We start from the raw sequence: 26918 nt of genomic DNA, 5'->3' as shown, positions 1-26918 counted from the left end.
GATTGACAAGAATTATCCGAGTGAGTGGTTTTTGTTGTGGGTCAGATCAGTTCTGCTCAGCGGACTGTGATGTATCAAACGGGCCGCCACGGTTGTTTTCGAGGTAGGTCACCAGCTCGTCAAGGAAAATGCGCAGCTTGGTTGGCATCAGTCGGCGAGAGGGATAAACCGCCCAAATGGTTGCCGGCTCGATATCCCAGTCGGTCAGCAGAGGCTTGGCTGCTCCTGTGGCTTCCAGCTCGCGCATATAGGCCATCGGCAGACGGGCGATACCCAACCCGGTCAGCATCGCTTCACGACAGCAGGTCATGCTGTTGGCGCTAAGCACGGCGCGCGCTGTGATATGGACTTCGTCCTGATTCTGGCGGAAAGCCCAGTTCTGCTGCAGAAGGTTATCTTTCTCTATCACCATAAGGCGGTGATTGTGCAGATCAGTCGGGTGCTCAGGCACGCCAAACTCTTCAAGATACTCAGGGCTTGCGTAGAGTTTCAGTGGGCTGTTAAGCAGTCGGCGGCACACCAGTGAGGAGTCTTCCATGCGGTTAACACGGATCGCCAGATCGAAGCCTTCACCCACAATGTCGACCAGTCGCGAGCTCAGCTCCGCCTGAATCTGGATCTTGGGGTAGCGCTGCATGAACTGACCCATAAAGCGGCCCATAATGAGCTGGCCGAGTTCAGTTGGCATGGCCACTCGCAGAATACCGGAAGGTTCAGACTGGCTTCGAGTCACTGCCAGTTCAGCTTCTTCCAGCTCACGCAGAATCTCACGGCAGCGCTGGTAGTGCGCCTGGCCCACGTCAGTCAGGCTCAGCTTGCGTGTGGTGCGGTTCAGCAGGCGAACGCCCAGACGCTCTTCAAGTTGAGCAATTTTGCGGCTGATGGTGGATTTCTGTAACCCGAGATTTTTGCCCGCGGTAGTGAAGCTCTGAAGTTCAACAACCTTGATGAAAATAAGTAACTCGTTCAGATCCATGTATCACTCCTCTCTGCTGGGCACAGTGTCACTCAAAGTGTTTGCATGTGCAACAAACTTTATTGATCACTATAAAAATACCTGCGCACCAGTTTTGAGCGAGGTTTTAGCCATAATTCATGGTGCTGGTGCAAAAGCGTTCATGGTGCTTACCAGAAGCCTACTTTTGAAATCATTTTTTTCAATGTATACGGTTGGTTTTCTTAATAGATAAGCAATGAGCCTAAGTGTAGACAGGGTTTTTCAGGTTGAAATGAGGGTTTTCCCGAAGTTACTGGGCGGTGATTCCTGAGCATTCCCTTTTTGAGGATATTTGAGTGGCTTAAGAGCAGAGTTGGCACGCACATTGAATATAGTAATGTGCAGGGCAGATCTACCTTGTAGGTCTCCCAGATTAGGGCATGTTGACAATGGCGTCTTTTCACTCCGGTGAGAAGGCGCTTTTTTTTATCCTGGTCTTTGTTGATTGGGTGTTTGGGGTTTTTACGAACATAAAAAAAGCGGCATCAGGGAAACCTGTGCCGCTTTATCAAAAGCCTGAGCCTGTACTAGCGCAGAATGAGTAGCGGGATATCCACTGCGCACAACATGGACGTAGTGATGCTGCCAATCAAAAACTGTCGAATGCGTGAATGACCGTAGGCGCCCATCATCAGCATGTCGATCTGATGTTTCTCAATATAGTGCTGCACCTCGGGCTGGACCTCTCCTGCATGCACGGCAGAGTGGGCCGTAAAGCCCGCTTTCTCAAGACGATTTGTCGCCGCCCTGATCTGTTCATCCAGCACCGCCGTTTTTGCACCTACATGAAGAAGATGCAGTTCAACGCCCTGGAAGAGTGGGCTGCCAGCAAGCAGTACCAGAGATTTCTCAAGAGTGGGGCTGCCATCATAGGCAATCAGCAGTCGCTCTGGCGCTTTGAATTCATTCTGAGTAATCAAAATCGGCTTGTGCTGGGTGCGAATAATGCTCTCAATGTGACTGCCAACTGGATGAGCCTCATCATTCTGATTGCCTTGCTTGCCAACGATCAGCAGGCGTGTCGAGCTCTCCATCTCGGTGAGGCTATCAACAACATCACCATGACGCTGGCGGGTCTCAGCCTCCACTCCCTTCGATGCTACATGGCTTTTTGCTGTCTCAAGGATGGACTGGCCTTGTTTAATGGCAATTTTGGCGCGTTGCTCATCCAGTGAGGTCAGTTCCTCCAGCAGTTCGTTTTGTGTTCCCCAGCCCAGATGACCACTCCAGTCGTCTGAACCCGGGAAAAGCTGCTTATCGATGACATTCAGCAGCGTAAGCGGCGCGGACAGCTGTTTACTCGCCCACACCCCGTAGTCGCAAACCACAGGAGAGGCGGCGGAGCCGTCAACGCAAGCAACAACATGAGTCATGACGTCTTCCTTTTAGTGATCCATCAGGTTGGCGACCTGGTCAGGCTTATCATGAACAGCAAAGCGGTCCATGAGAGTGGCACTGGCCTGGTTCAAACCAATGACTTCTACCGTGGTTCCTTCACGGCGAAACTTCAATACGACTTTATCTAGAGCGCCTACGGCGGTGATATCCCAAAAATGGGCTTTGCTCACATCAATGACCACATGCTCCAGCACTTCTTTGAAATCAAAGCTGTTATTGAAGCGAGTCGTTGAAGCGAAAAAGACTTGCCCGATCACCTGATACGTCCGTTTTTTCCCTTCATCGGACGCTTCGCTACCCACATACAGGAACTGGCCGATTTTGTTGGCAAAGAACAGTGCCGAAAGGAGTACGCCGACCAGTACACCCATTGCCAGGTTATCGGTCAGAACCACCACGATAACGGTGGCAACCATGACAATATTGGTGCTGAGCGGGAAGGTGTGAATCTTGATCAGGGAATTCCAGTTAAAGGTACCAATGGACACCATGATCATGACAGCCACCAGCGCGGCCATGGGAATCTGTGAGACCCAGCGATCAAGGAACACCACCAGAATCAGCAGAACAATACCGGCGATCAGCGTCGAAAGACGAGTGCGACCACCGGACTTAACGTTGATTACCGACTGGCCGATCATGGCACAGCCTGCCATGCCTCCAAAGCAGGAGGAGACAATGTTTGCCAGACCCTGACCTTTGCATTCGCGGTTCTTATTACTTTCAGTGTCGGTAAAGTCATCAATAATGGTTGCGGTCATCAGGGACTCAAGCAAACCAACGACAGCCATCGCCAGGGAGTAAGGGAAGATGATTTCCAGACTGTGCAGGTTTAGCGGGATATCCGGGATCAGGAAAGTCGGCAGGCTTTCAGGCAGCTCTCCCATATCGCCTACGGTATTAATATCAACGCCGAAGAACATGCAGATACCGGTCATGACAATGATGGCGACCAGTGGAGAAGGTACTGCTTTGGTGACGTAAGGCAGCAGATAAATGATACCAAGAGCACCTGCTGTAATCACATATACCGGCCAGCGAATTTCCGGCCCGATCAGCTGTGGAAGCTGGGCGGCGAAAATCAGAATCGCCAGAGCATTAACAAAGCCTGTTACCACTGAGCGCGATACAAAGCGCATGAGGCTGCCAAGGCGCAGATAGCCAAAAATAATCTGGATGACGCCGGTCAGGAGTGAAGCTGCGAAGAGATACTGCAGACCGTGATCCTTCACCAGATCGGTCATCAATAGTGCCATGGCGCCAGTGGCAGCAGAGATCATCGCAGGGCGGCCGCCGGCAATAGCCGTGGTCACGGCGATGGCGAACGAGGCATACAAGCCAACCTTGGGGTCAACACCGGCGATAATCGAGAAAGCGATAGCTTCCGGGATCAGTGCCAGGGCGACGACCAGCCCTGAAAGAATGTCTCCCCGTGTATTGGAGAGCCACTGCTGTTTTAACGTTGCGCTCATGTAAATCCTGCTCTGCACGGCAAAATGAGTACGGGCCGTCCCTGACTGCTTCAGGTCGGCGTACTTCGTTTTTAGAGAAATCGGTGAAGCCCGTATGCTAGAGCAAAGCCCTCAGGATGGCAAAAACGCACGGCTGTCATATTTTGCAGGCACTGTGCAAGAAAGTCACAGGGTACAGCTGTGACTTCTGGCAGTGTTGAGCTATGTCAGAAAAAAGGCAGTAACTGCGCCTTATTATCTATTTCGTGCTCTTGGTTAGCTGCTAACTGCGTGATAGTGTGGAATTTACTGTCTGGATGAAAAACAGCATTAGGCGAAATGAAATTTCACTGAAGAATTTCGTTAGCAGATTAGCGAAGCCTTTATGCCTGACATCACCGATGTGTGACGAGAATGGTCAGCGTTCCTTGCAGTGGAATGTGATTTCATTGCCGGCAGCCATTTAAACTGCCTGACTTCATTTAACTAAAAGCAAGCTCTTATGAGTTGGTTTAGCGTTGCAGGTGGATTAAGCAGATGGTGTTGGTTCTCGGGAACCATGACGTCTAAGAAAGAATAGCTGAAAGATAGTGTACAGAATCGCTCTGTACCGTTGGCTTGGACCGACCTCTAATTAGGGTGGTTGTCGTGTTTGGCTGAAGGATGCAGCGAACCTTCAATCCTTAACTTTTCCATAAGGGTGCTGCCAAGGCAGCGGAGGACTCTTAATGGTTTCAGGATTTGTGAATCCCCATCGGGGTGATGGCAGGGACTGCCATGTTTAATCGTAGTATCAAGTCCGGTCTGATGATCCGTCTCGGCGCGGCATCCATTCTCTTCGCGGTCGTAATGATCGTCATTCAGCTCTATATCTCCACGGGCAGGCTGGCTAACAGTCAGGAAAATCTGCTGGAAGAGCTGCTCATTTCATCTGAAAAACCTCTCGCAGAAGCGATCTGGTCCTACGATGAGGTTTCTACGCGTAAGACCTTGGAAGGCCTGATGCGTCTGGATCAGGTGGCGGCAGTTAAAGTCACTCTGCAAAACGGTGAGCAATACGCGAGCTTCTACAAAGGCGAGGATCTCAAAACTTCTGCGTTGGCCACACTGGTGCTGCCAGAGCGCAAGATCGTGCATAAGTCTCTGGTGGCGCCTGAGTATTCTGGCAGCTTTGACGGCAAGCCGATTGGCACCCTGACTATCGAAGGCTCGAACGATTATCTGTTTCAGCAATGGACGGCGAGTTCGATCCTGCTGATGTCGACCCTTTGTGGCCTGATCCTGGCGCTTTTCTTTGTCTGGGCGTTTGTTCTAAACGGTTTTTTAAGTCGACCACTCAAGCAGCTGGCGGAACAACTGGTGCGCAAGCGTCCTGATGCCAACGGACGTCTGGTGCTTGATATCCCCAAAAACCATGAAGCCGATGAAATCGGTACTCTGGTGAATGCCTTTAATGAGAATTCCCGCGAGCTATCGGAGGCGAATCAAAGCGTGCAGCGCATGGCGACACGTGATCGTCTGACGAATCTGCCGAATCGTAACCTGGCGATGGAGACGCTGGAGCAGACTGTCAGCACGGCTGCAGCGGAAGGCAGCAAACTGGCTGTGTACTTCCTCGATATTGACCGCTTCAAGAACATCAATGATTCAGAGGGTCATGATCTTGGCGACAAGGTATTGATCCAACTGGCAGAACGCCTGACCGAGAACTTTCAGAAGCGCGGCTTTTTTGTCTCACGCCTTGGTGGTGATGAGTTCATGGTGATCAACGAAATCGCCGAGACGCCTGAAGGAATGGTGTCGGACGCCAATGCTTTACTGCAGCTGCTACGCACCAGCTACAGTGTCGAGGTGAAAGAGGGAAGCGAGCTTCAGAAGATTCACACCTCCGGCACCGTTGGTGTGGTGTTCTATCCGGATGATGGTGATAGCGCAGACATCCTGATGCGTCATGGTGATCTGGCGTTACTGAGTGCCAAAAACCAGGGTGGTGACCAGATCGGCTTCTTCACTAACGAGATCACCCAGAATATTCACGATAAGCTGCAGCTTGAGTCGCAGTTGGCGAAGGCTGTTGCCGAAGGCGGCTTTGAGCTTTATTTGCAGCCGAAGATGTCCGCCAGTTCCTTGCAGGTTGAGAGCTGTGAAGCACTGTTGCGCTGGTTCCGTAATGACGGAACCATGGTGCCACCCGATGTATTCATTCCTGTTGCTGAGTCGACGAGACTAATTATTGGTCTGGGAAATTGGGTGGTCGAAGAGGCATGCCGGATTATTAAAACCTGGATGGAGCAGGGCACGGCGATTCCTGTGGCGATCAATGTGTCTGTGATCCAGTTGCTCGAAGGTGGCTTTAGTGACTTCCTGATTCGGACAGCTGAACAATATGGTGTTCCTGCTCGACTGCTGGAGCTCGAGCTGACCGAGTCCACCCTGATAGACAATTTTGAGACAGTCATTGAAGAGCTAACGCTACTTCGTGATAAAGGCTTCCGAATTGCTCTGGATGATTTCGGTACCGGCTACTCCAGTCTTTCTAACCTGAATCAGCTGCCTATTGACGTTATCAAGGCGGATAAGAGTTTTGTTCGCAAGCTGCCAGAAGATGGGGCGATCACTCAGTTGATTGGGTCTATCGCTGAAGTTCTGGGAGTTAAGCTGGTGGCAGAGGGTGTTGAGACTCAGGAGCAGATTAGCTGGCTACGTGAGCATGGCTTTGATGTACTACAAGGCTTCTTCTTCAGTCAGCCGGTGCCGGTAAAGCGTTTTGAAACGCTCTTTTTTCAGCATAACCATGAGACCGTGTAGTCTCTGAAGTAAAGAAAAGGCTCATGACCGCTGGGTGATGGGCCTTTTTTTATGCCTCTATGCCTGAGGCGTAGTCTGATATTTGCTCACTCAATAGTTAAGTGGAGTTTGCTGTTGAACTCATTGATGAAATTATAGTTTCATTTGTTTGTTGAATAAGAACCTGCTTAGACTTGTTGTTTTTAGATGGGTCGGGTTGTGCATTGATCCTTGGTTGAAACTGGTGTATCAATAATTGATCTTCTGTGAAACTATAGTTTCTTTCCGATGCTCGCTAACTGGACCTCGGTTATAGCGACTTCTATCGTGCGCGGAGCCAGCCTATGAATGATCCCAAACTTCCAGAGACGGCTGGGCGCTCCGAGCTTCCCCTTTCCAGTCAGGTTGTCTCCCTTGATGACACCTCTGTCTATGCCGCTTCAGGGCCACGACACTGGCAAGTCACGACCACTGGCCCGCTCAAAGATAAACGTCTGGTTATCAAGGATCTTTTCTCAGTAGCGGGCTTTCATACCGGAGCGGGTAATCCTGACTGGCTAAGCAGCCATGATGCAGCAACGCATACCGCAGTGGCTGTCGAGCAGCTGATGAATGCAGGGTGTTATTGCCTGGCTCGCACTCAGACAGATGAGCTGGCTTATAGTCTTAATGGTATCAATGCGCATTTTGGCGTGGCCTCGAACCCTGTTGCCGAGGGCCGTTTGGCGGGAGGGAGTTCGAGTGGCTCTGTGGTCGCCGTTGCCCGGGGCGATGCGGATATTGGCCTGGGTACTGATACCGGAGGATCCATCCGCGTGCCGGCCAGTTACTGTGGAGTGTTTGGTTTTCGTCCCTCCCATGGGCTGATCAGTACTGATGGACTGGTTGCATTGGCGCCGCCCTTCGATACCGTCGGCTGGTTGTGTCGGGATGCTGCAACGCTCAGGCAGACTGGTAACGTTCTTCTCCCTGAGCAGTCTCTGTCTTCTTTCAGCAAAGTGCGTGTGCTCTTGCCTGAGTTTATCGATCAGGCCGTACTGAACTCAGTTACAAGTCTTCTATCTGATGACGCCGAGCCGGAGGTGACTCCTCTCCGAGCGGATTATCTCGCGGAACTGAGTCAGGCGTTTCGGGTACTGCAGGGTCGTGCGATCTGGCAAACCCATGGCGAGTGGATTACTCAGCAAAAACCTCATTTTGCCCCTGATGTCGCCTCTCGCTTTCAATGGTCTTCGACACTGACACAAGAGGATGAGGAACAGGCCAGCCAGATACGGGCGACCTTCCTGGAGGTCTTCAACACCTGGACGCAGGGCAATGCCCTTTTGGTATTGCCAACAACGCCCGGTGCTTCGCCGCGCAAGGATTTGCCTGCGCCAGCACTTGCAGCCTACCGCGAGCAGCTGATGGGGATGACGGCTTTGGCCGGTTTGGCGGGGGCGCCTCAGCTTTCCATGCCTGTGATGCAAAGCGAGGGTTGCCCGTGGGGGCTATCCTTGATGGCGCGACCGGGTGATGACCGCAGTTTGCTGGCATTGGCCGAATCTCTGAACTTCTCTACAGGAGCTTTCTTGCATGGCTGAAATTGCTTTCACTGCCCCTCATCATGCGGCCAGTCAGGCAGGTTATGACGTCCTTAACGCCGGTGGTTCTGCTATTGAGGCCATGGTTTGCGCGGCGGCGGCCATTGCGGTGGCTTATCCGCACATGAACAGTCTCGGGGGTGATGGCTTCTGGCTGATTCATCGTCCCGGTGAGGCGCCGGTTGCGATAGACGCTTGTGGTATCAGTGCTGCGCTGGCAACGCCCTCGTTCTATCAGGGAGAGTCGCACATTCCTGAACGAGGCGGTCGTGCGTGCGTGACCCTGGGCGGCACTCTTGCCGGATGGGAACTGGCTCTGGCTTCAGATCCTGACCGGCAATTCTCCCTTGAGCATTTGCTGGCTCCCGCCCGAACGCTGGCAGAAGAAGGCATTACCGTTACTGAGAGTCTTGTTCGTGCCAGCCACAAAACCTTTGAGGCATTACATGGCTTGCCTGCTTTTGCTGAGCTCTTCCTTGACGATGGTAAGGTTCTGACAGTCGGTAACAGGTTGCGTAACCCCGGTATGGTGAAGCTGCTTGATGATCTGGCAGCGCAAGGGCTCGAAAGCGCCTATCGTGGTCAAATCGCCTCGACTATCTGTGCCACTCTGGAGCGAGAAGGCAGCCCCCTGCGATTGACGGATTATGCTGCCTATCAGGCAAAAACCGTCACGCCACTGAGTGTCACTACGCGTCATGGGCAGCTTTATAACCTGCCGGCCCCGACTCAGGGAATTGCCTCGCTGATTATTCTTGCGCTCTACGACAGGCTTTGGCGCTCTGACTGGAGTGAAGCTGAACGTGTGCATCATCTGGTGGAGTGCATCAAGCAAGCCTTTCTTGTACGTGATCGCGAAGTTACTGACCCCAGCCGTTTATCTGAAAGATGGCATGAGCTTCTGACTGATCAGTCACTGGATGCACTGGCCGCCAAGGTTGATCCGGCACAGGCACTCGACTGGCCACGTCCCTCTGCTGCAGGCGACACCATTTGGATGGGGGCTGTCGATAAACAGGGCACGATGGTGTCTTTTATCCAGAGCGTTTACTGGGAGTTTGGCAGTGGTGTGGTGGTTCCTGAGTACGGTTTGATAATGAACAATCGCGGTACCAGCTTCTCTCTCGACCCCAGGCATCCCAATGCCCTCAAACCCGGGGTGCGACCTTTCCATACCCTGAATCCGGCGATGGCGCTTTTTAGCGATGGACGCAGGCTCGCGTACGGCACCATGGGCGGCGAAGGGCAACCACAGACGCAGGCTGCCGTATTCAGTCGTTATGCCTATGAAGGGCTGAGCCTTGAAGAGGCCATTGAGCAGGGCCGATGGCTGCTGGGGCGAACCTGGGGAGAGGTGTCGCATTCCCTCAAGCTGGAAGCCGATTTAGCCGCAATGATTAATGCTGAGCTGATGGCTCTGGGGCATGAAACCAGTGAAGTGCCCGTCAGAAGTGAGCTGATGGGGCATGCCGGCGCAGTACTTTGTCATGCGGATGGACGGGCGGATTCTGCCACGGACCCGCGCAGTGATGGTGCTGCACTGCAAGGGCGAGCCAGCGGCTGAAGACTTTATCCATTTCGATGAACAGGTTGCCTTGATGGGCTGACCATCTGTTGTAGCTAAAGTGAATGTACTTGAAGTGAACGTAGCTGAAGTAAGTGTATCTGGAGTGAATTATGGCTGAGTGGCTACCTGTGATTTTGGGATTGCTGGCAACGGGCGTTGTCGCAGGCATTCTCGCAGGATTATTAGGAGTTGGCGGCGGTATTGTGATCGTGCCGGTGCTGTTCTGGATGTTTCAGCACCTGGGCATTAGCCCGGCGACTGCCATGTCGGTAGCAACCGCGACCTCGCTGGCGACAATTGTCCCAACGTCGATTTCTTCCATTCGCTCCCATCACCGTCGTGGCAATGTGGATGTGGAGCTGTTGAAGCGCTGGGCACCCGGTATCGTCCTGGGCGTTATTCTGGGAGCGGTTGTCTCGACCCGGATTAATGGCCATTGGCTGACGCTGATGTTCGGTGTCATTGCCGTACTGGTCGCGCTCAACATGCTGTTCCGGGCCAAGGCAAAACCGCTGGCGGATACCTTGCCTTCGGTATGGGGCCAGCGTGTTCTTGGACTGATTGTCGGCGGGCTCTCCGTGATGATCGGTATTGGCGGCGGCACGCTGGGCGTGCCTCTGCTGACGGCTTTCAATGTGGCTGCCCATCGGGCTGTCGGCACCGCTGCCGCCTTTGGCTTACTGATTGCACTGCCCGGAGTGATCACCATGCTGGTCACGGGCGTTTCGCCGACTGATGCACCTGTCGGTACCTGGGGGTTAGTCAATTTTCCGGGGCTGATTCTGATTGTGCCGTTAACCGTGCTTTGTGCGCCGCTCGGCGTCGCGATTGGTCAGCGGCTTGATCAGGCCATGCTGAAGAAAATCTTCGCTGTGGCGCTGATGATTACCGGCGTTCGTATGTTAATTCAGGTATTGGGTTAAGGAGTCCGACATGAGTATTGCTTCATTACCGATTAACCCGCCACCACGCCTGCTGATGGGGCCCGGCCCGATTAACGCTGATCCACGTGTACTGCGGGCGATGTCTGCCCAGCTGATTGGCCAGTATGACCCGGCGATGACGGCCTATATGAATGAAACCATGGCGCTGTATCGTCAGGTATTTAACACCCGGAATCAGTGGACATTACTGATTGACGGGACGTCCCGGGCCGGAATTGAAGCCTTGATGGTATCGGCGCTGCGCCCTGGAGATGATGTGCTGATTCCGGTATTTGGCCGTTTTGGGCTACTGCTGTGTGAAATCGCCGAGCGCGCGGGCGCCAAGGTGCACACTATTGAAGTGCCATGGGGGGAAGTCTTTGACCCGCAGCAAATCGAAGAGGCCATTGTCCGTATCAGGCCACGAATGCTGGCGGTCGTGCAGGGCGATACTTCGACCACCATGCTGCAACCGCTGGAAGAGCTGGGTGCCATTTGCCGACTGCACGATGTGCTTTTCTATACGGATGTGACGGCCTCAATTGGTGGTAATGCGCTGGATACCGATGCCTGGGAGCTGGATGCTGTTTCAGGTGGTCTGCAGAAATGTCTGGCGGGCCCGTCCGGGAGTTCTCCGGTCACCTTAAGTGATCGCTACGTGGACTGGGTGCGCAAGCGCAGGCATGTGGAAGCCGGTATCGCGACAGCGGCCCATCAACATGGCGATGAGCCCGTCATCTGCTCCAACTATTTTGATATCCCGATGATTCTGGATTATTGGGGTGAGGAGCGGCTTAACCATCATACCGAAGCGACCAGCATGCTCTATTGTGCCCGGGAGTGCGCACGGTTGATTGTTGAAGAAGGCCGCGATCAAGCCATTGCCCGGCACAAGCTGCATGGTGATGCCATGCTGGCAGGAGTGCAGGGGCTTGGGCTAGAGCCCTTCGGTGATTTGCGGCACAAAATGAACAATGTGGTCGGCGTGTATATCCCCTCAACTGTGCAGGGCGATCAGGTGCGCGGTGCACTGCTGAATGATTTTGGTATCGAGATTGGTACGTCATTTGGTCCGTTACACGGCAAGATCTGGCGTATCGGCACCATGGGCTATAACGCCCGCAAGGATGCGGTGCTAACGACCCTCGCAGCTCTGGAGCAAGTCCTGCGACTGGCCGGACATGCCTGTGAGGCGAGCGGCGGTGTGAAAGCGGCACTGGCTCATTATGCGGGTCACTGAGCCATTCACTGATGTGGATTCCTTCTTAACTGAACAAGGAGCGGCATGATGGATATTGATCGCGTACTGGCTCGCTGTGATGAGTTGGCCGCGCTCTCTGCGATGGAGGGAGGCATTCTCCGTGCTTACCTCACCCCTGAACATCAGCAGGCCAACACATTAGTGGCTACCTGGATTGAACAGGCGGGCATGGCTTCCTACGTCGATGCGGCCGGTAATCTTTGGGGGCGCTATGAAGGTGACAGTGACAATGCCCCTGCCGTGATTCTTGGTTCGCATCTGGATACCGTGCCGAATGCCGGACGCTTCGATGGCATTCTTGGGGTGGTGCTCGCCATTGAAGCCATCGCCAGCTTTCATTCCCGGCAGAAGCGTTTTCCATTTGCGCTGGAAGTCGTGGGTTTTGCTGATGAAGAAGGCACGCGCTTTGGCTCGACGCTTTTGGGTAGCCGGGCTGTCGCAGGCACCTGGCAGCAGGACTGGTTTGCCATCAAGGATGCTGATGGCGTTTCCATGCAAGATGCCTTTAAGCGCTTTGGCCTGAAGCCTGAAAACATTGGTGATGCGGCACGCAGTCCGGCATCCGTCAAAGCCTATCTGGAAGTACACATCGAGCAGGGCATTGTGCTGGAGCATGAAGGTTTGGCACTGGGCACCGTTACCGCGATCGCTGGCGCTCGTCGCAAGCGCGTGACGATTTCCGGTCAGGCGGGTCATGCAGGAACAACGCCGATGCATCTTCGTAAGGATGCGTTGGTCATTGCAGCACACATCATCGCCATGATCGAGAAGAAAGCACGTACCTGGAATCTGGTGGCGACCGTCGGCCATCTGGAATGCAAGCCCAACGCGGTGAATGTGATTCCAGGTGAAGTGCTGTTCAGCGTCGATATCAGAAGCCCGATAGATACCTCCCGTGATCGCGCCTGGGCGGAAATTGAGGCTGGCATCATCACTACGGTCGGTTCTCGAAGTGGTGAAGTGCGCATCAAGGAAACTCACGCAGCGCCAGCGGCGCCCTGTGCCGAATCATTACAGCAGTTGCTGGATGATGCGCTCGTCGCCAATGGGCACCCGGCCTATCGACTGATGAGCGGAGCAGGGCACGACGCTATGGCGATGGCAGCGATTACCGATATTGGCATGCTGTTTATCCGAAGCCCCAAAGGTATCAGTCATCACCCCGCAGAAGCGGTGATCAAAGAAGACGTCGCGGCGGCGCTAGAGGTGCTTATCAGCGCTATTGAACGTATTTAAGGGGGTTAAGGGCGAATCTTTTGCGCTGGATCAATCTTTGACGGACATCCTTTGCAACGCCTTGGCAGCTATTGAGCAGGATCAATAGTCAGACCGTGCAAGAGTGGTAATTTGCTCCTCAATCGAGAACGGCCCAAGTGTCAGAATCTATTGAGGAAAATGCCATGAAAAAAGCAGCGCTGAGTTTATGTGCCCTTGCAGTCTCGGCTGCGCTGATCGCACCGGTTTCTGCCCATGAGGCGGGAGATATTATCGTCCGTGCTGGTGCGCTGAATGTTAGCCCCCATGAGAGCAGTGACGATGTACTGGGCCTTGGCGAATTTAACCTGACTGACAATACCCAGCTGGGCCTGACTTTCAGCTACATGGTCACTGATAACTGGGGTGTTGAGCTGGTAGCAGCAACGCCTTTCAACCACAGTGTTAGCCTTAACGGCGTGGGTAAAATTGCCTCGGCGAAACATCTGCCACCCACACTGCTAGGCCAGTACTATTTCGGCCAGTCAGATTCAGCGATTCGTCCTTATGTCGGGCTGGGGGTGAACTACACCTTCTTCTTTGATGAAGACTTCTCCAGCACCGGCAAGTCTGCAGGGCTCAGTGATCTGGACATGAGCAGCTCCTGGGGGCTGGCAGCCGAAGCGGGTGTGGATCTCAAGCTGACTGATAACATCTACGCCAATGCCTCAGTCTGGTACATGGATATCGACACTGACGTCACCTTCAATGCCGGAGGCTCTCGCCAGAAGATCAAAACCGAGATCGACCCGGTGGCCTTTATGATCGGTGCGGGATACCGCTTCTAAATCAGGTCGTACGGACGTAAAAAAGGGAGCCTCAGCTCCCTTTCTCTTTGCGATGCACTGTCAGTGGATCAGTGCGTTTTCGGCATGTTGTCTTTCATATTCATCATGCGGTCATGCGCCTTATGCATCTGCGTTAACTGCAGATTCAGGCGGTTTTCCAGCTCCGGGCTTTGTACTTCATGGATGGTTTCCTGAAGTTCCACCAGAGTTTTGTCCTCCACCTCTTCAAGCTCTTTCACCAGGACATAATCTTCCTTGGCCTCACGAGTCACTGCCACTTTCATATCAGCGTACCACTCGTGCAATTTGTGAGTCATGGTGGTTTTGGTTTCCAGAGGCTCCTTCATGCGGATTTCATATTCCGGGCGCAGATCACGGATGATGGCATCGCGGGAGGCTGCCTGATCATTAAACAGGCGCTTCAGTGCTTCATCGTCGGTTTTTTCTGCGGCGTGCAGGTAAAACGATTTGGCGTCCTCGCAAATGTCGAGAAAAGAGGCGAGAGCCTTTGCATCACTTTCAGAAATTGTTTTATCCAACATGTTGATACTCCTTTGTCACCGTCGCCTGCTCTTAATTTGCCGATCAGTGTGTCTGGTAACCGGCTGTGAGGCGGCGAGGTAAGCTGCCATTTGTTCGATAGTCCGTATCGAAAAATTATCCTTTAGCCCCCGATTAGGCAGAGCCAGTCGCTAGTGAGTGGCATTGTGTTTGATCTAACAGGGGGGACAAATGGGTTGGGTATTGAGGTGGCCCTGTTATCAGGCCTGAGAGCGGTAGGAGAGCATTGCTCTGCCTACCGTTTAACAAGTCAGGATCGGGTTAAAGACGCAACCCTGACGGTGCTACACCCGTGGTGGTCGACGACCCAGAATCAGGAAGACGACAAACATCACCAGGAAGATAATGAACAGAATTTTAGCGATACCGGCAGATGCCGCAGCAATACCACCAAAACCCAGAGCGCCGGCTACCAGCGCCAATACCAGAAAAATCAGTGCCCATGAAAGCATAACCAAACTCCTTGGAAAGCCTATGTCCCATCAATTGGGGGCTTTGCATCCTGTGGGCGGCATCCGGCTGGATGCCGCGTTAACATTCACTCTTCAGTACGTCTCATTAACTGCCGGGTGAATTACTTGGCCGCAACGGTCAGGTGATCGACAACATCGCTCACACCGTCAACGTCTTTGGCAACCTGAATGGCTTTATCTTTCTCTGCTTTGGAGTCAACAGAGCCGGTCAGGGTAACTTCACCGCTGGGTGCGGTATCTACATTGATGGCAGTACCGGAGATATCGGAATCCATCAAGAACTTGGTTTTGATTGTTGCTGTGGTAGTGGCAGCATCAACCTTTGCCATGAAGGAAGACTTTCCGGAAGCATCCATGTCGTCATCATTCATGCTGACATCATTGTCAGTACTAACGGTCAGGTTGTTTTTCACACCAGTAACACCATCGATGTTTTCGGCAAGCTGACCTGCCAGTGATTTATTGATTTCTGAATCAACGTTACCGGTCAGGGTAACTTCACCTTTTTCGACTTCGGTATCGATATCGAAAGGGTTCAGGTTTTTATTCATCAGATATACCGTTTCAATACGGCCATCCAACCAGGCATCTTTCATTTCGCCTTTCCAATCATCGGATTTGGCATGAAGATTATTCTGACCATTTACCTTGGTGGCATCACCGGTTTTGGTCATTTCAGTTGACTGAGTGTCCACCTTATTCATGTCCGTATCACTTTTCATGGTATCGGCATTAGCCAGTACAGGCATTGAAGCGATAATGGCAGTAGCGATAGCTGTTTTAAATGTACGTTTCATGATGTGAGCTCCTTTTCACAGTGGTTTGCAGGAATTACTAGAGCAGAGAGCGTGCCAATTTTTTAAGTTGTTGAAATGTAAGGTTTTTATAATTTATTTTGAAAAATAAGTTCTGGCTTTCTGTGATATTTACCGAGTAAGAAAAGTAATTCTTTCATTGTAAAAAATAGACTGTTTCAGCCTGGTTTCGTGGTTATTTTTGTTCAAAAAAAAGTAATGCTTTTTGTTTCTTGGGGGTTGAGTAACGCCTGATCAGACTTTTCGTGTTTTTAGAAATTTCTATCAGAGTCGGTGGGGTAAATATCGAGATGATGGGTTAATGGAAAGAAACACAATAGACTGAAGTGAGAAGTTGCGCTGATATAAGTTGCTTGGGCTTTCCTAAGAATTGTCTTGCCTGATATCTGCCCTTATAGGTCATCTGAGTTATTAATGCTGCTATGACTTATTGGTTATCGGCAGGTTGAAGCACTTAAAGGAGGAAGTTATGGCACGCATCGTAGTGATGTATCACAGCGGTTATGGACACACAGCCAAGGTAGCGGAGGCTGTGCTGGAAGGTATTCGCTCTGTCTCAGGGGTGGAGTCACAACTACTTGAGATTGATGCTGACGGCAACTTGCCCGACGGTGGCTGGGAAACGCTCAAAGTCTGTGATGCTATCGTCATGGGCACACCAACCTATATGGGTGGGCCATCCTGGCAGTTCAAAAAGGTGGCGGATGCCAGCAGCAAGCCTTGGTTTGCACTGGACTGGAAAGACAAGATGGCGGCAGGTTTCACCAACTCCGCTTCAATGAACGGTGACAAGGATATGACCCTGCATTACCTGATGACGCTGGCGATGCAGCACGGCATGTTGTGGATCGGTACCGGTATGCTGCCGTCCAACACCAAGTCCGCCGGGCGCAATGACATTAACTATCTTGGTAGCTCAGCCGGTTTGATGACTCAGTCACCCTCGGATGCTTCCACTGATGAAGGCCCGTTGCCCGGTGATCTGGATACCGCACGTGAATTTGGTATCCGGATTTCTGAATCAGCACTGCGCTGGATGGCGGCACGATAAATCTCACCTCATAAAAAAACCGGCTCAGGCCGGTTTTTTTGTACTCGAAGAAAATGCTCAGAGCTTGTCGATAAAACGCTGAGCGTAGAGATCAATACTCGGCGTCATGGATTGCATTACGATAGTTTTGCTGAGGTTGATCATCCACTGGGCATCATCGCTGGCAAGGTCATTCGAGAATTTTTGCAGGGTTGCATCCTTCACGTCGCGATAGGCATAGGCCAGAAACTGCATCCCCGGGCGGCTCTTCTCGTAGTTCTGTGCTTCGTTTTTCAGGTTCTCGATCATGCTATCGAGATCCTTGCGCTTAATATATTTGAAGTCCTCCTGCTCAGCCGCCTGTGTTTTCAGTGATTCAGACAGCTGCAGAAGAATCGCCGTCATCCATTCGCTGGAGCGGGTTTGCTCATCAAGTTTGGCGAGCAGCGCCAGGCGCTCTTTACTCAGGGGGGCTTTATCAAGGCTTTCCAGGTAGTCCCGGACGTTTTGCTGATAAATCGGCAGACTGGCCTCGGCTTCCAACCCCAGCAGTTTGTGATGGACAGGGTCTTTGGCAAAGGCGATGGCCTTGCTGGCAGGAACAGGGTTATAGCTTTTCGCCAGCAACTCCCGTGCGCGAGCGCTCATGGGCTCCAGCATCAGCACATTACTCATCAGTGCTTCCATCTGGGCAACATCCGGGGGCACTGGCAAATGTGTCGCAAGGCTCACCAGCAAGCCGCGACGACTTTCTGCGGCAATCAGAAAATCCTCCATGTGGCTTTGCTCATACAAGCGGTCCACGGGAGTTTTCGGCGGTGGCGGCGGGTTAGCGCAGGCGTCAGTGGGCAGTAGGGCCATCAGGCTCAGGCCGACTGCAGCCAGTAACGGTGAAAAGCGGCGGGCGTTCGCGCGAAATAAAGTCATGCATCCTGTTCCGTAGAAAGTGATTCCTGCCGGGGAGTTTACTGATAAAGCGGGCGCTGACAAAGGACGAGTCAGACTGTTGCGCAGTAAGTATTGGTGTTGTGTGACTGAAACCCCGAAACTGGCCTGCTGGAGCCTTGGCTATACTGCTTTTTTGTGGATTGACCGTCTTCATCGGGCGGAACATCACGAGCCATCGCCATGAGTATAGACGCTTCATCACGCACTGCCTGAAGGTTGTCCTTTTATGAAAACATCACCCGCGCTGGGGTTGGTTGAGTTTGTCGCGCTGTTCGCCCTGATGATGTCGCTCACCGGCTTATCGATCGATGCACTTTTACCGGGCTTTACGGCCATTGAGCACACGCTGAATGTACCGGATGCCCGCAACCTTCAGCTGATTGTCTCGCTGTTTATTCTGGGTATGGCGATGGGGGAAATTGTTTTTGGCCCTCTGGCCGACGCCATCGGGCGCAAACGGGCGATTGTACTGGGTATCAGCATTTATCTGCTGGGTTCGCTGGTGGCGGCGAGTGCGACCAGCCTTGAAATGCTGCTCATTGGCCGAGTGATTCAGGGGGTAGGCGTTGCCGGGCCGAAGATTGCTTCCCGGGCGCTGATTCGCGATCAGTTTGAAGGCGATGCCATGGCGCGGATTATGTCCTTCATCATGATGATCTTTATCCTCACGCCCATGATTGCGCCTTCCATCGGTCAGGGGATTCTCTTTATCGCCGATTGGCGGGCCATCTTCGGGCTGTATTTGCTGATGGCGACCGTCGCGCTGACCTGGCTGATGATTCGCCAGCCTGAAACCCTGCTTAAAGAAAACCGCATTCGTTTGCACCCGGTCACGCTGGTGAAAACCTGCGGACTTATCGTTCGTCATCCGCGGGTGATGGTTTGTACCCTCATTGCCGGCATGTTGTTTGGCACCTTGCTGAGTTATGTCAGCACTTCTCAGGCGATTTTCACTGATGTTTATCATGCCGGTGAGCATTTTCCGTTGTACTTTGCGCTGCTGGCGTTGGGTAGCGGTGTGGCTTCCTTCATCAACAGCCGTTGGGTGATGCGCTTTGGTATGCAGAAAATGATTACCACGGCGCTGGGAATTATGGCCTGCGCAGCCGCCGTGTTGTGGCTGGTGAGCTTGTATTTCGATGGTGCGCCGCCTTTGCCCGTGTTCTTGCTGGGAGGCTTTTTCCTGATGTTCGCCACGGGGTTGCTATTCGGTAACGTCAATGCGCTGGGCATGAAGTACCTGGGCCGTGTCGCCGGTACGGGCGCCTCATTGATGTCATCTTTTTCCAGTGGGCTGGCCGTACTGATCGCTATTCCGGTCGGACGGCTTTATGACGGCACCGTGCTGTTGATGCCTGCGGCCTTCTTTTGCTGTGGACTGATTGGTCTGGCTTTAATGTTGTGGGCACGCACAACTCATGAGCGATCTGTATAGCGGAAAAACCGGTTCGAGCCAGAAGTTTGATAGGCAGTAGAACAACAATGTTGCAGAGTGCGGCAGAGAAAGGTCTGGAAGAGTAGGCATCATCCCCAAGCGGGGGAGACGTTCATTGCAGCGCCAGATGCGAAAGATCTGAAAGGATGGATAGTACTTCTAGACTTTATGCTTTTTGTTGCGGGGGACTGGCGAGAGCCAGCCAACCACCATCAACTTAAGCCGTCAGCCGAATCAGGCGTGACGGACAAAAGTGTTCAGGTAGTGGCCAGCGCTCATCAGTGCGCGAGGGATAAAACGGACAACAGCGTTGTAAGCAGCGGTCAGGCCTTCAGCGATCAGCTCAGCGCGTTCTGCTTCAGCACGCATGCGGATAACTTCAGTTTTGGTGTAGTTGGATAGGTCTGCACGGTCCAGCAGTTCAACAACGCTCAGCTCTTTAAGTTCGGAGTTCATAATTGCTTCCTCGTTATCTATTAGACTTTAGATGTAGTTAATCTTATTAGCCTTTGGTCTAAAGCGGTAGCGACGAATACTAAAGTGACTGCTGAGCTGAGTTCATCATTTGATTGTTGTATGCATAAAGGGTGCAGAGTTTAAGTGTTTGAGAATTCAATGAAATCCAGTGCTGGCGTGAGGTAGAGACAAAAAAAGCGACCCTGGGGTCGCTTTTTGTTTTTTGAATGCTGAGTTTAGTCGTCGATATGAGTACGGCGACGATCCCAGACGCAAATACCGATCAGAACAATCAGACCGACAATGCGGATGTAGGGGTTTTCAATCAGCATGGCGGCCGCGATGATCAGCAGAACCGCACGAAGCGCTGGATTCAGGCGGTGGAACAGACGCCCCTCAACACCACAGGCAAAGCCGATGATCAGGCCGATACTGGCGAGAATGGCGATGGTGAACTGCACCCCCGTTTCATCGGCGCGCCATAGCAGGCCGCTGTAGGCCATCATCAACGGAATGATGAAGAAGCCAAAGGCGAGCTTGAAGGCTTGCACTGCCGACTTCATCGGTGATGCCCCCGCGATGCCTGCGCCAGCAAAGGCAGCCAGAGCAATCGGTGGTGTCACGTTGGAGGTCTGGGACAGCCAGAACACGATCAGGTGAGCAGTCAGCACCGGCAGGCCAAAGGCGCCCAGTGCAGGAACCGCCATGACTGACAGCACGATGTACGCCGCGGTGACAGGCAGGCCCATACCCAGAATAACCGCCGCGATAGCGATCAGGATAAAGGCACCCCAGAGGTAGCCGCCGGACAATGCCAGTAGCGCCTGGGTGAACTGCAGGCCAATACCGGTCTGGCCAACCACACCAACCACCAGACCAGCGGTCGCACAGGCGGCACTGATCGGCAGAATCATCAGCGCACCATCACGAAGGCCAGCCAGCAGCGCCTTGTAGGAGACCCAGGTCTTACGACGGGTAAAGGCGGCGACAACGATCGCTAGGCTGCCTGCCAGACCCACCCACACCGGTGAGTAGCTCATCAGCAGCAGAACGGTGATCAGGATCAGCGGCACCAAATAGTGCCAGCCTTCCTTCATGACCTTGCCGACTTTCTCAACATTGGTCATGCCTTTCAGACCCAGTTTGCAGGCCATCAGGTGGACGTACAGCAGTGTACAGGCGAAGTAGAGAATGGCCGGTGCAATGGAAACCAGCAGAATTTCAGAGTAGGGAAGCCCGGTGAACTGCGCCATAACGAAGGCACCTGCACCCATGACCGGCGGCATGATCTGTCCACCGGTGGAGGCGGCAGCTTCAATACCGGCGGCCTGCTCAGGCTTGTAGCCCAGCTTTTTCATCATCGGGATAGTCAGAGCGCCGGTGGTAACCGTATTGGCAATGGCGGAGCCTGAAATGGAGCCCAGTGCAGCCGAGGCCAGAACCGAGGCTTTCGCCGGGCCGCCACGGTATTTGCCGGCGATAGCGAAAGCACAGTCGATAAAGAACTGGCCAGCACCGGTCACCTGCAATAGCGCACCAAAAAGAACGAAAACAAAGACAACGCCTGCGGAGATAGCCAGCGGTGCACCAAAGACACCGTTGGTGGAGAAGATGTGGAAGCGAATCATCTCCTGCAGATCAAAGCCTTTGGAGGCCAGGTTGTCAGGCAGGACGTTGCCAAACAGCGCATAGGCCAGAAAGATGATAGCGATGGCGCTCATCACCCAGCCGACAGTGCGGCGTGTTGCCTCCAGCAGAATCACGATCAGGGCGGTGCCTGCGTAGAGATCCAGCTGCGTCAAACCATCCAGCAGAAAACTCAGGTCATCATAATCAAAGGTGGTGATGCGGTAGCCCGCCCAGAGGCTGAGGGCGATACAGACCAGATCAATCACTCTGCCGCCAAGATAGGCGCCTTTGCCAAGGCGTTTGGGCAGGGTGGGATACGTCAGGAAAATCAACACCAGCACCCAGCTCAAATGAATGGGCAGGAACTGAGGAGCGGAAAGTTCAGCGGCCAGACCGTGCCAGATCTGGAAAAGGGTCATGGCAATTGCCACGGCCCCTAGCAAAAAATCGAACCCGCCCAGACGGGCGGGTTCGACCACAACATTATTCTGCTGTTCCATTCAGGTTACTTGCCTTTGTTCTCTTCCATATAGGTTTGTGCTGCAGGCAGCAGCGGCGCACCCTGAAGCATGCTCATGTTGTCGACGGTGGTGGACTTGGCGACAGCCAGGTTGCTGCGGATCTGGTCCATGTTGTCGAAAGCGGAGCTCAGCATCTGCTTGGCCAGTTTGGGGTCGAGGTCTTTACGAACGACCAGCACGTTCCACACCGCAGGAGCGGTAAAGGCTGGAACACCCTTGTAGGTTTCAGCGGCGACTTCAGTGCTGGTGTAGGCTGGCAGCGCTTCGTGGACTTTAGCGATCTGCTCAGGGGTGAAGTTTAGTACGCGAACATCACGGGTCAGGGCCAGCTCGGTGATCGCACCAACGCCTGCAGAACCGATGATGGCACCTGCGTCGATCTGGCCGTTAGCCAGGGCTTCGGTGGTGGCGGTGTAGTTCAGGCTCTGAGCCTTGTAGTCATCATCCGCGACACCCAGTGCACGCAGGATGGCAGTGGAACCCAGACGAGTACCTGAACCAGGCGCGCCCACAGAAACACGCTTACCTTTCAGGTCCTCAACGGATTTGATATCGGAGTCTGCAGGAACAACGAACTGCACGACGTTGGGGTAAAGGGCCATTAGAACGCTGACATCCATAGGCTTACGGAAAGGCTTCTCGCCATTCACTGCCTGCAGCACCGCATCGCCCATGGCGATACCGGCCAGCTGCTGACCACCTGCGACCTTGATGATGTTCTCAACAGAAGCGGCAGTGACTTCAGCACGAGCGTTGAAGTCAGTGATGTTCTCGCTCCAGATCTTCGCCAGCATGCCGCCATACGGGAAGTAGGTGCCGCTCTGGCTACCGGTTCCGATGGAGTAGTTGGCAGCTGATACGGGCAGTGCGACAGCCAAAGTGGCGGCTGCAAGAGTGCGTTTAATCCAGGAAGCCATGCTCGAGTCCTTCTATCTAGTTGTATTGTTGTCCACTGAGTCTAAAGATAGCGCTGTCATTGTCGTTTCGACTTTAGTTCTACATCGTTTCAAAAATGTATCGGTGAGCGGATGATTTCGGTCAACTCAGGGTGCTTAGCAAGCTGATCGGATCCTCCAGAAAGCCCCGCCACGTGGCGCAAAAGCGTGCCATTGTCCCGCCATCAATAACCCGATGATCCGCCGACCAGGACACCACCATTATTTTTCTCGCCTGCACCTGACCGTGCTCATCAAAGCGCGGCAAAGTCTGAATATGGCCCATGGCAAGAATCGCGACCTCTGGCGGGTGAATAATCGGCGTGGTAACGGTGCCACCCAGTGCTCCAATATTGGAGATAGTGATGCTGCCGCCGCGCAGGGAGTCCAGATTCAGCTTGCCTGCCCTTGCGGTCGTTGCCAGCTCGCTGACCTCCCTTGCCAGTTGCATGAGCGACAGGTTCTGCACCTGTTTGATATTCGGCACCAGTAGCCCTTTGGGGGTGTCGACGGCCATGCCGATATTGATGTCAGAAAGATAAGTCAGCTCGGTGGCGTCCTCATTCAGGCGGCTGTTCATGATCGGATGGCTCTGAATGGCGAGCGCCATGGCTTTCATAAAGAAGGGCATCAGCGTCAGGTGAACCTGCTGTTTTTCAAAGCGCGGCTGCATTTGTCCGCGCAGTTCTTCCAGTGTGGTCAGATCCAGCTCATCGGCGAAGGTGAAATGCGGAATGGTCGAGACCGAAAGCTGCATCTGTTTGGCCATGGCCGCCTGCAGACCACGAATGGGCTCGACACGGTCCACAGCGCCGATGGCAGCATCATGTTCAGTGGCAATTGGTGTCGTCTTGGCAGTGTTGACCTCTTTAGCCTCAGTAACGGCGCTGGCAAGTGCTGTTGCTGGGGCATGAGTGGCTGAGGAATCATGAGTTGCCTGAGCCACATGCTCGCCGGAGAAACGCAGCAAATCCTCTTTCAAAACGCGACCGGCTTTACCGCTGCCCTGAACCTGCTGCAAATCGATGCCCTGTTCGCGCGCAATACGGCGCACTGCAGGCGTGGCCAGGGCTCGTTCAGCCTGATGCTCAACGTCGGTTTGCGGATCTTGCTGGAATGGAAAATCAGCGACTTTCGCTGGGCTTGCGGCGTCCACGGGATGGTCATTGCTGGCCTCAGAGCCCGGTAGATCAATGGCAAAAAGCGGAGCATGCACCCTGGCGGTCTGGCCGACCTGATAATACAGCCGTGTGACCTTGCCGCTGTGCATGGCGGGAATTTCCACCAGCGCTTTATCCGTCATGACTTCGGCAACGGGCTGATCCTCCTCGACCTGTTCGCCTTCCTTCACCAGCCATTCGACCAGTTCACACTCCACGATGCCTTCCCCGATGTCGGGTAAGATGAAATCCACTTGCATGACGCGGCTCTCCTAGTAATTCATGGTGCGCTGAATGGCAGCGAAGGTTTTCCATTGATCCGGCATGTATTCCTTCTCCAGCGCCAGCGGGTAGGGCGTATCCAGACCGGTCACTCGCAGGATGGGCGCTTCCAGTGACAGGAAGCAGCGCTCCTGCACGCTGGCGGCGATCTCAGCACCAAAGCCACTGGTGAGCGGGGCCTCATGGTTAATGACCAGACGCCCGGTTTTACGCACCGAAGCGGTGAGCGTCTCCACATCCCATGGCAGCAGCGAACGCAAGTCGATCACTTCACAGGAGATGCCTTCGGCGGCGGCAAGATCGGCTGCTTGTTCAATGGTTTCCACTTGTGCGCCCCAGGCCAGCAGGGTGATGTCCGTGCCTTCGCGGACGATGTCGGCTTTGCCCAGCGGCAGCTCGTAATCCTCTTCCGGCACGTCGTTAATACAGGCGCGATAAAGGCGTTTGGGTTCAAAGAAAATCACCGGGTCCTGCTGACGGATGGCGCTTAATAGCAGCCCTTTGGCCTGATAGGCATTGCGCGGCACGACCACAGTGAGGCCCGGCGTGTGAGTGAAATAGGCTTCCGGCGACTGGGAGTGATAATGCCCGCCGCGAATTCCGCCGCCGTAAGGCGTACGAATGGTAAGACCACCGACGCGAAACTGGTTTCCTGTGCGATAACGGAACTTGGCGGTTTCATTCACGATCTGATCGAAAGCCGGGAAGATGTAATCGGCAAACTGAATCTCGGCGATGGCGGTGGTGCCGCCTGCCGCCAGACCGTTGGCAAAACCAACAATGCCCTGTTCGGTCAGGGGCGTGTTGAAGCAGCGCAGTTTGCCGTACTTTTCCTGTAGATGGCTGGTGGCGCGGAACACGCCGCCGAAATAGCCGACGTCCTCACCAAAACAGAGGGCGGATTCATCCGTCTGCATGGCGATATCCAGTGCGCTGTTAATGGCTTGCAGCAGGTTCATATCACTCATGGCGTGACCCTCCTGCAGGCTCACTTATGGCTTTGCCTGCAATGGGATAATGCTCGGGGTAATTGGCCACATGTGCCGTGAGCTGATCCAGTTGTTCCTGAAGATGCCAGGGCACCGCTTCGTAGACGTCGGTCACCAGCGTATCCAAAGTGACGCAGGGGCGTTTTTCTGCCGCTTTCATGGCGGAAAGGATGGCTTTTTTCTCAGTCTCACGAAGCTCGGCATCCTCTGCTTCCGTCAGCCAGCCCTGATTGAGCAACCACTGGCGATAGCGATTCACCGGATCCTTACTGCGCCAGTGCTCTTCTTCTTCCTTGCTGCGATACCCGCGCGGATCATCAGAAGAAGAATGGGCACCGAGGCGATAGGTCATGGCTTCAATCAGTACCGGTTGCTGCTTTTCTACCGCCATTTTGCGGGCGGCCTGAGTCGCCTTGAAAATGGCCAGCGCATCGTTGCCATCCACCCGAATGGTATGCAGGCCATAGCTCAAACCACGCGGGGCAATACCATCACCGGCACACTGCTCGCTCACGGGAGTGGAAATGGCATAACGGTTATTGCGGCAGAAGAAAATCACCGGCACCCGCAGCACACCCGCCATATTCAGCGCTGCATGAAAATCACCCTCGGAAGCCGCGCCTTCGCCAAAAAAGCACAGCACGCAGTTGTTGCCACCACGCGCTTTAATGCCGTAGGCATAGCCGGTGGCCTGGGGGATTTGCGTTGCCAGTGGCGAGGAAATGGTCATGTAGTGCAGGTCTGCCGCGCCATAGTGAATCGGCATCTGGCGGCCTTTGCCCAGGTCCTCGGCATTGGAAAACAACTGGTTCATAAAGTTGTCGAGGGAATAGCCACGGTAGGCGATGGCGCCCTGTTCGCGGTACTGGGCGAAGATCATGTCGTCCTCGGCCATCGCCGCCGTGGAGGCAATATCCGTCGCTTCCTCGCCGGACTCGGTCATATAAAAGCTGATGCGGCCCTGACGCTGAGCCGCGAGCATGCGTTCATCCAGCGCGCGGATTCGCACAAAGGTGTGGTAGATACGAAGCGCGGTGGCTTGTTCTATCTCTGGTAACTCGGCTTTGGGCCAGGGCGTACCGTCTTCCTTCAGGAGGCTGAACGTCGGGATCGTCAGGTCATCTCGGGTGATAAAGCGCAGCCGATGGACCTGTACATCGACCGGTTTGGCGTGACTGTTCATAGGCTACCTTCTTGTTGTTATCGTCAGGTACAAATCATGTTTGCCGGAAGGTCGCCAAACCCGGATCGGGGCACGGTCGCAGACGGGGTATGTCATAAACCGAGGGGGCCTTCGATGAGCCTTACTGTCTTGGTTGTGTGTCTGCTTTGTCTTTTGTGCGCTGGGGCATTTCACAGGGTTGAGGTATCTGCCTTGTGTGCAAGGCAGGGTGATGGGAACGCTGGCGGGCAGTGGCGCCCGTGGGGTGAACCTCCTTGCAGCAGCGAGTCGCTGTGCGTTTTATTCTTGTTGTGGTTCTTCTTTTCTGAGGCTTTCAGGGCCAATCGGCAACCGTCAAAAGTCCTCTTTTAACGTCGCTTTCTAACCCTAGGACAGCTTTTCCTGTCTGTAAATTAAATTGGTGCAAGGTGTGCAATATTTGCTGTCCTGCACAATTTTTTCTGTGGGCCGGCACAATGTTCTCTGTGAGCCTGAACCATTTTCTCTATGAGA

Annotated in this window: 22 protein-coding genes; 9 read left to right on the top strand and 13 right to left on the bottom strand. The window is 53.7% G+C overall.

Going from position 1 to position 26918, the window contains the following annotated elements:
- Nucleotides 1-46: 46 nt before the first annotated feature.
- The 3 genes from ACKC9G_RS06320 to ACKC9G_RS06310 all read right to left on the bottom strand — a co-directional run bounded on the left by ACKC9G_RS06320 (nucleotide 47) and on the right by ACKC9G_RS06310 (nucleotide 3867).
- A complete protein-coding gene (locus ACKC9G_RS06320) occupies nucleotides 47-976 on the bottom strand; it encodes a LysR substrate-binding domain-containing protein (protein WP_411404089.1) in 930 nt (309 codons plus the stop codon).
- Between the two features lie 548 nt (nucleotides 977-1524).
- Nucleotides 1525-2370, bottom strand: coding sequence for a universal stress protein (locus tag ACKC9G_RS06315; protein WP_411404088.1), 846 nt, complete (start codon nucleotides 2368-2370; stop codon nucleotides 1525-1527).
- Between the two features lie 12 nt (nucleotides 2371-2382).
- Nucleotides 2383-3867: a SulP family inorganic anion transporter gene (locus ACKC9G_RS06310; RefSeq protein WP_411404087.1), complete on the bottom strand. Its 1485-nt coding sequence runs from the start codon at nucleotides 3865-3867 to the stop codon at nucleotides 2383-2385.
- 756 nt (nucleotides 3868-4623) lie between these two features.
- Between ACKC9G_RS06310 and ACKC9G_RS06305 the strand changes: the two genes are divergently transcribed.
- From ACKC9G_RS06305 to ompW, 7 genes are all read left to right on the top strand, one after another.
- Nucleotides 4624-6654 (top strand): putative bifunctional diguanylate cyclase/phosphodiesterase, encoded by a 2031-nt coding sequence (locus ACKC9G_RS06305; RefSeq protein ID WP_411404086.1) that lies wholly within the window; start codon nucleotides 4624-4626, stop codon nucleotides 6652-6654.
- 323 nt (nucleotides 6655-6977) lie between these two features.
- A complete protein-coding gene (locus tag ACKC9G_RS06300; protein WP_411404085.1) occupies nucleotides 6978-8216 on the top strand; it encodes an amidase in 1239 nt (412 codons plus the stop codon).
- A complete protein-coding gene (locus ACKC9G_RS06295; RefSeq protein WP_411404084.1) occupies nucleotides 8209-9780 on the top strand; it encodes a gamma-glutamyltransferase family protein in 1572 nt (523 codons plus the stop codon). Before ACKC9G_RS06300 ends, ACKC9G_RS06295 begins: the two co-directional genes overlap by 8 nt.
- 113 nt (nucleotides 9781-9893) lie before the next feature.
- Nucleotides 9894-10706, top strand: a complete 813-nt coding sequence (locus tag ACKC9G_RS06290) for a sulfite exporter TauE/SafE family protein (RefSeq protein ID WP_411404083.1) — start codon at nucleotides 9894-9896, stop codon at nucleotides 10704-10706.
- A 10-nt stretch (nucleotides 10707-10716) separates the two neighbouring features.
- The gene (locus ACKC9G_RS06285) at nucleotides 10717-11946 is read left to right on the top strand and encodes a pyridoxal-phosphate-dependent aminotransferase family protein (protein WP_411404082.1); all 1230 of its coding nucleotides are present in this window, start codon (nucleotides 10717-10719) and stop codon (nucleotides 11944-11946) included.
- A 45-nt stretch (nucleotides 11947-11991) separates the two neighbouring features.
- A complete protein-coding gene (locus tag ACKC9G_RS06280; RefSeq protein WP_411404081.1) occupies nucleotides 11992-13203 on the top strand; it encodes an allantoate amidohydrolase in 1212 nt (403 codons plus the stop codon).
- Between the two features lie 164 nt (nucleotides 13204-13367).
- Nucleotides 13368-14009, top strand: coding sequence for an outer membrane protein OmpW (gene ompW, locus ACKC9G_RS06275; RefSeq protein WP_411404080.1), 642 nt, complete (start codon nucleotides 13368-13370; stop codon nucleotides 14007-14009).
- A 68-nt stretch (nucleotides 14010-14077) separates the two neighbouring features.
- Here ompW and ACKC9G_RS06270 read toward each other — a convergent pair whose 3' ends face one another.
- The 3 genes from ACKC9G_RS06270 to ACKC9G_RS06260 form a co-directional block, all read right to left on the bottom strand.
- Nucleotides 14078-14551 carry a PA2169 family four-helix-bundle protein gene (locus ACKC9G_RS06270; RefSeq protein WP_411404079.1) on the bottom strand — a complete coding sequence of 158 codons (474 nt, stop codon included), beginning with the start codon at nucleotides 14549-14551 and terminating at the stop codon, nucleotides 14078-14080.
- Between the two features lie 303 nt (nucleotides 14552-14854).
- Nucleotides 14855-15022, bottom strand: a complete 168-nt coding sequence (locus tag ACKC9G_RS06265) for a DUF1328 domain-containing protein (RefSeq protein ID WP_411404078.1) — start codon at nucleotides 15020-15022, stop codon at nucleotides 14855-14857.
- A gap of 122 nt (nucleotides 15023-15144) precedes the next feature.
- Nucleotides 15145-15840, bottom strand: coding sequence for a BON domain-containing protein (locus ACKC9G_RS06260; protein WP_411404077.1), 696 nt, complete (start codon nucleotides 15838-15840; stop codon nucleotides 15145-15147).
- 487 nt (nucleotides 15841-16327) lie between these two features.
- Here ACKC9G_RS06260 and ACKC9G_RS06255 point away from each other — a divergent pair, with 487 nt between their 5' ends.
- Complete coding sequence (locus ACKC9G_RS06255; protein WP_411404076.1) at nucleotides 16328-16909, top strand: flavodoxin family protein; 582 nt, start codon at nucleotides 16328-16330, stop codon at nucleotides 16907-16909.
- A 57-nt stretch (nucleotides 16910-16966) separates the two neighbouring features.
- Here the strand turns inward: ACKC9G_RS06255 and ACKC9G_RS06250 are convergent, their stop codons facing one another.
- On the bottom strand, nucleotides 16967-17815 hold the full coding sequence (locus ACKC9G_RS06250) for a hypothetical protein (protein WP_411404075.1): 849 nt from the start codon (nucleotides 17813-17815) through the stop codon (nucleotides 16967-16969).
- A gap of 247 nt (nucleotides 17816-18062) precedes the next feature.
- On the opposite strand from ACKC9G_RS06250, the gene ACKC9G_RS06245 reads away from it, so the two are divergent.
- Nucleotides 18063-19271, top strand: coding sequence for a multidrug effflux MFS transporter (locus tag ACKC9G_RS06245; protein ID WP_411404074.1), 1209 nt, complete (start codon nucleotides 18063-18065; stop codon nucleotides 19269-19271).
- A gap of 234 nt (nucleotides 19272-19505) precedes the next feature.
- On the opposite strand, the gene ACKC9G_RS06240 is transcribed toward ACKC9G_RS06245, so the two are convergent.
- The 6 genes from ACKC9G_RS06240 to ACKC9G_RS06215 all read right to left on the bottom strand — a co-directional run bounded on the left by ACKC9G_RS06240 (nucleotide 19506) and on the right by ACKC9G_RS06215 (nucleotide 26426).
- Nucleotides 19506-19727 carry a hypothetical protein gene (locus ACKC9G_RS06240; protein ID WP_411404073.1) on the bottom strand — a complete coding sequence of 74 codons (222 nt, stop codon included), beginning with the start codon at nucleotides 19725-19727 and terminating at the stop codon, nucleotides 19506-19508.
- Nucleotides 19728-19963: 236 nt separating this feature from the next.
- Complete coding sequence (locus ACKC9G_RS06235; protein ID WP_411404072.1) at nucleotides 19964-21856, bottom strand: TRAP transporter permease; 1893 nt, start codon at nucleotides 21854-21856, stop codon at nucleotides 19964-19966.
- Nucleotides 21857-21861: 5 nt separating this feature from the next.
- Nucleotides 21862-22794 carry a TAXI family TRAP transporter solute-binding subunit gene (locus ACKC9G_RS06230; protein ID WP_411404071.1) on the bottom strand — a complete coding sequence of 311 codons (933 nt, stop codon included), beginning with the start codon at nucleotides 22792-22794 and terminating at the stop codon, nucleotides 21862-21864.
- A gap of 121 nt (nucleotides 22795-22915) precedes the next feature.
- Nucleotides 22916-24232, bottom strand: coding sequence for a 2-oxo acid dehydrogenase subunit E2 (locus tag ACKC9G_RS06225; protein ID WP_411404070.1), 1317 nt, complete (start codon nucleotides 24230-24232; stop codon nucleotides 22916-22918).
- A 12-nt stretch (nucleotides 24233-24244) separates the two neighbouring features.
- Complete coding sequence (locus ACKC9G_RS06220; RefSeq protein ID WP_411404069.1) at nucleotides 24245-25222, bottom strand: alpha-ketoacid dehydrogenase subunit beta; 978 nt, start codon at nucleotides 25220-25222, stop codon at nucleotides 24245-24247.
- On the bottom strand, nucleotides 25215-26426 hold the full coding sequence (locus ACKC9G_RS06215) for a thiamine pyrophosphate-dependent dehydrogenase E1 component subunit alpha (protein ID WP_411404068.1): 1212 nt from the start codon (nucleotides 26424-26426) through the stop codon (nucleotides 25215-25217). Before ACKC9G_RS06215 ends, ACKC9G_RS06220 begins: the two co-directional genes overlap by 8 nt.
- Between the last annotated feature and the right edge of the window lie 492 nt (nucleotides 26427-26918).

The organism is Pokkaliibacter sp. CJK22405, from assembly GCF_046614695.1.
Lineage (GTDB): Bacteria > Pseudomonadota > Gammaproteobacteria > Pseudomonadales > Balneatricaceae > Pokkaliibacter.
Note: the sequence above shows the minus strand (reverse complement) of the source record. Positions and strands in the feature narration are given on the sequence as shown.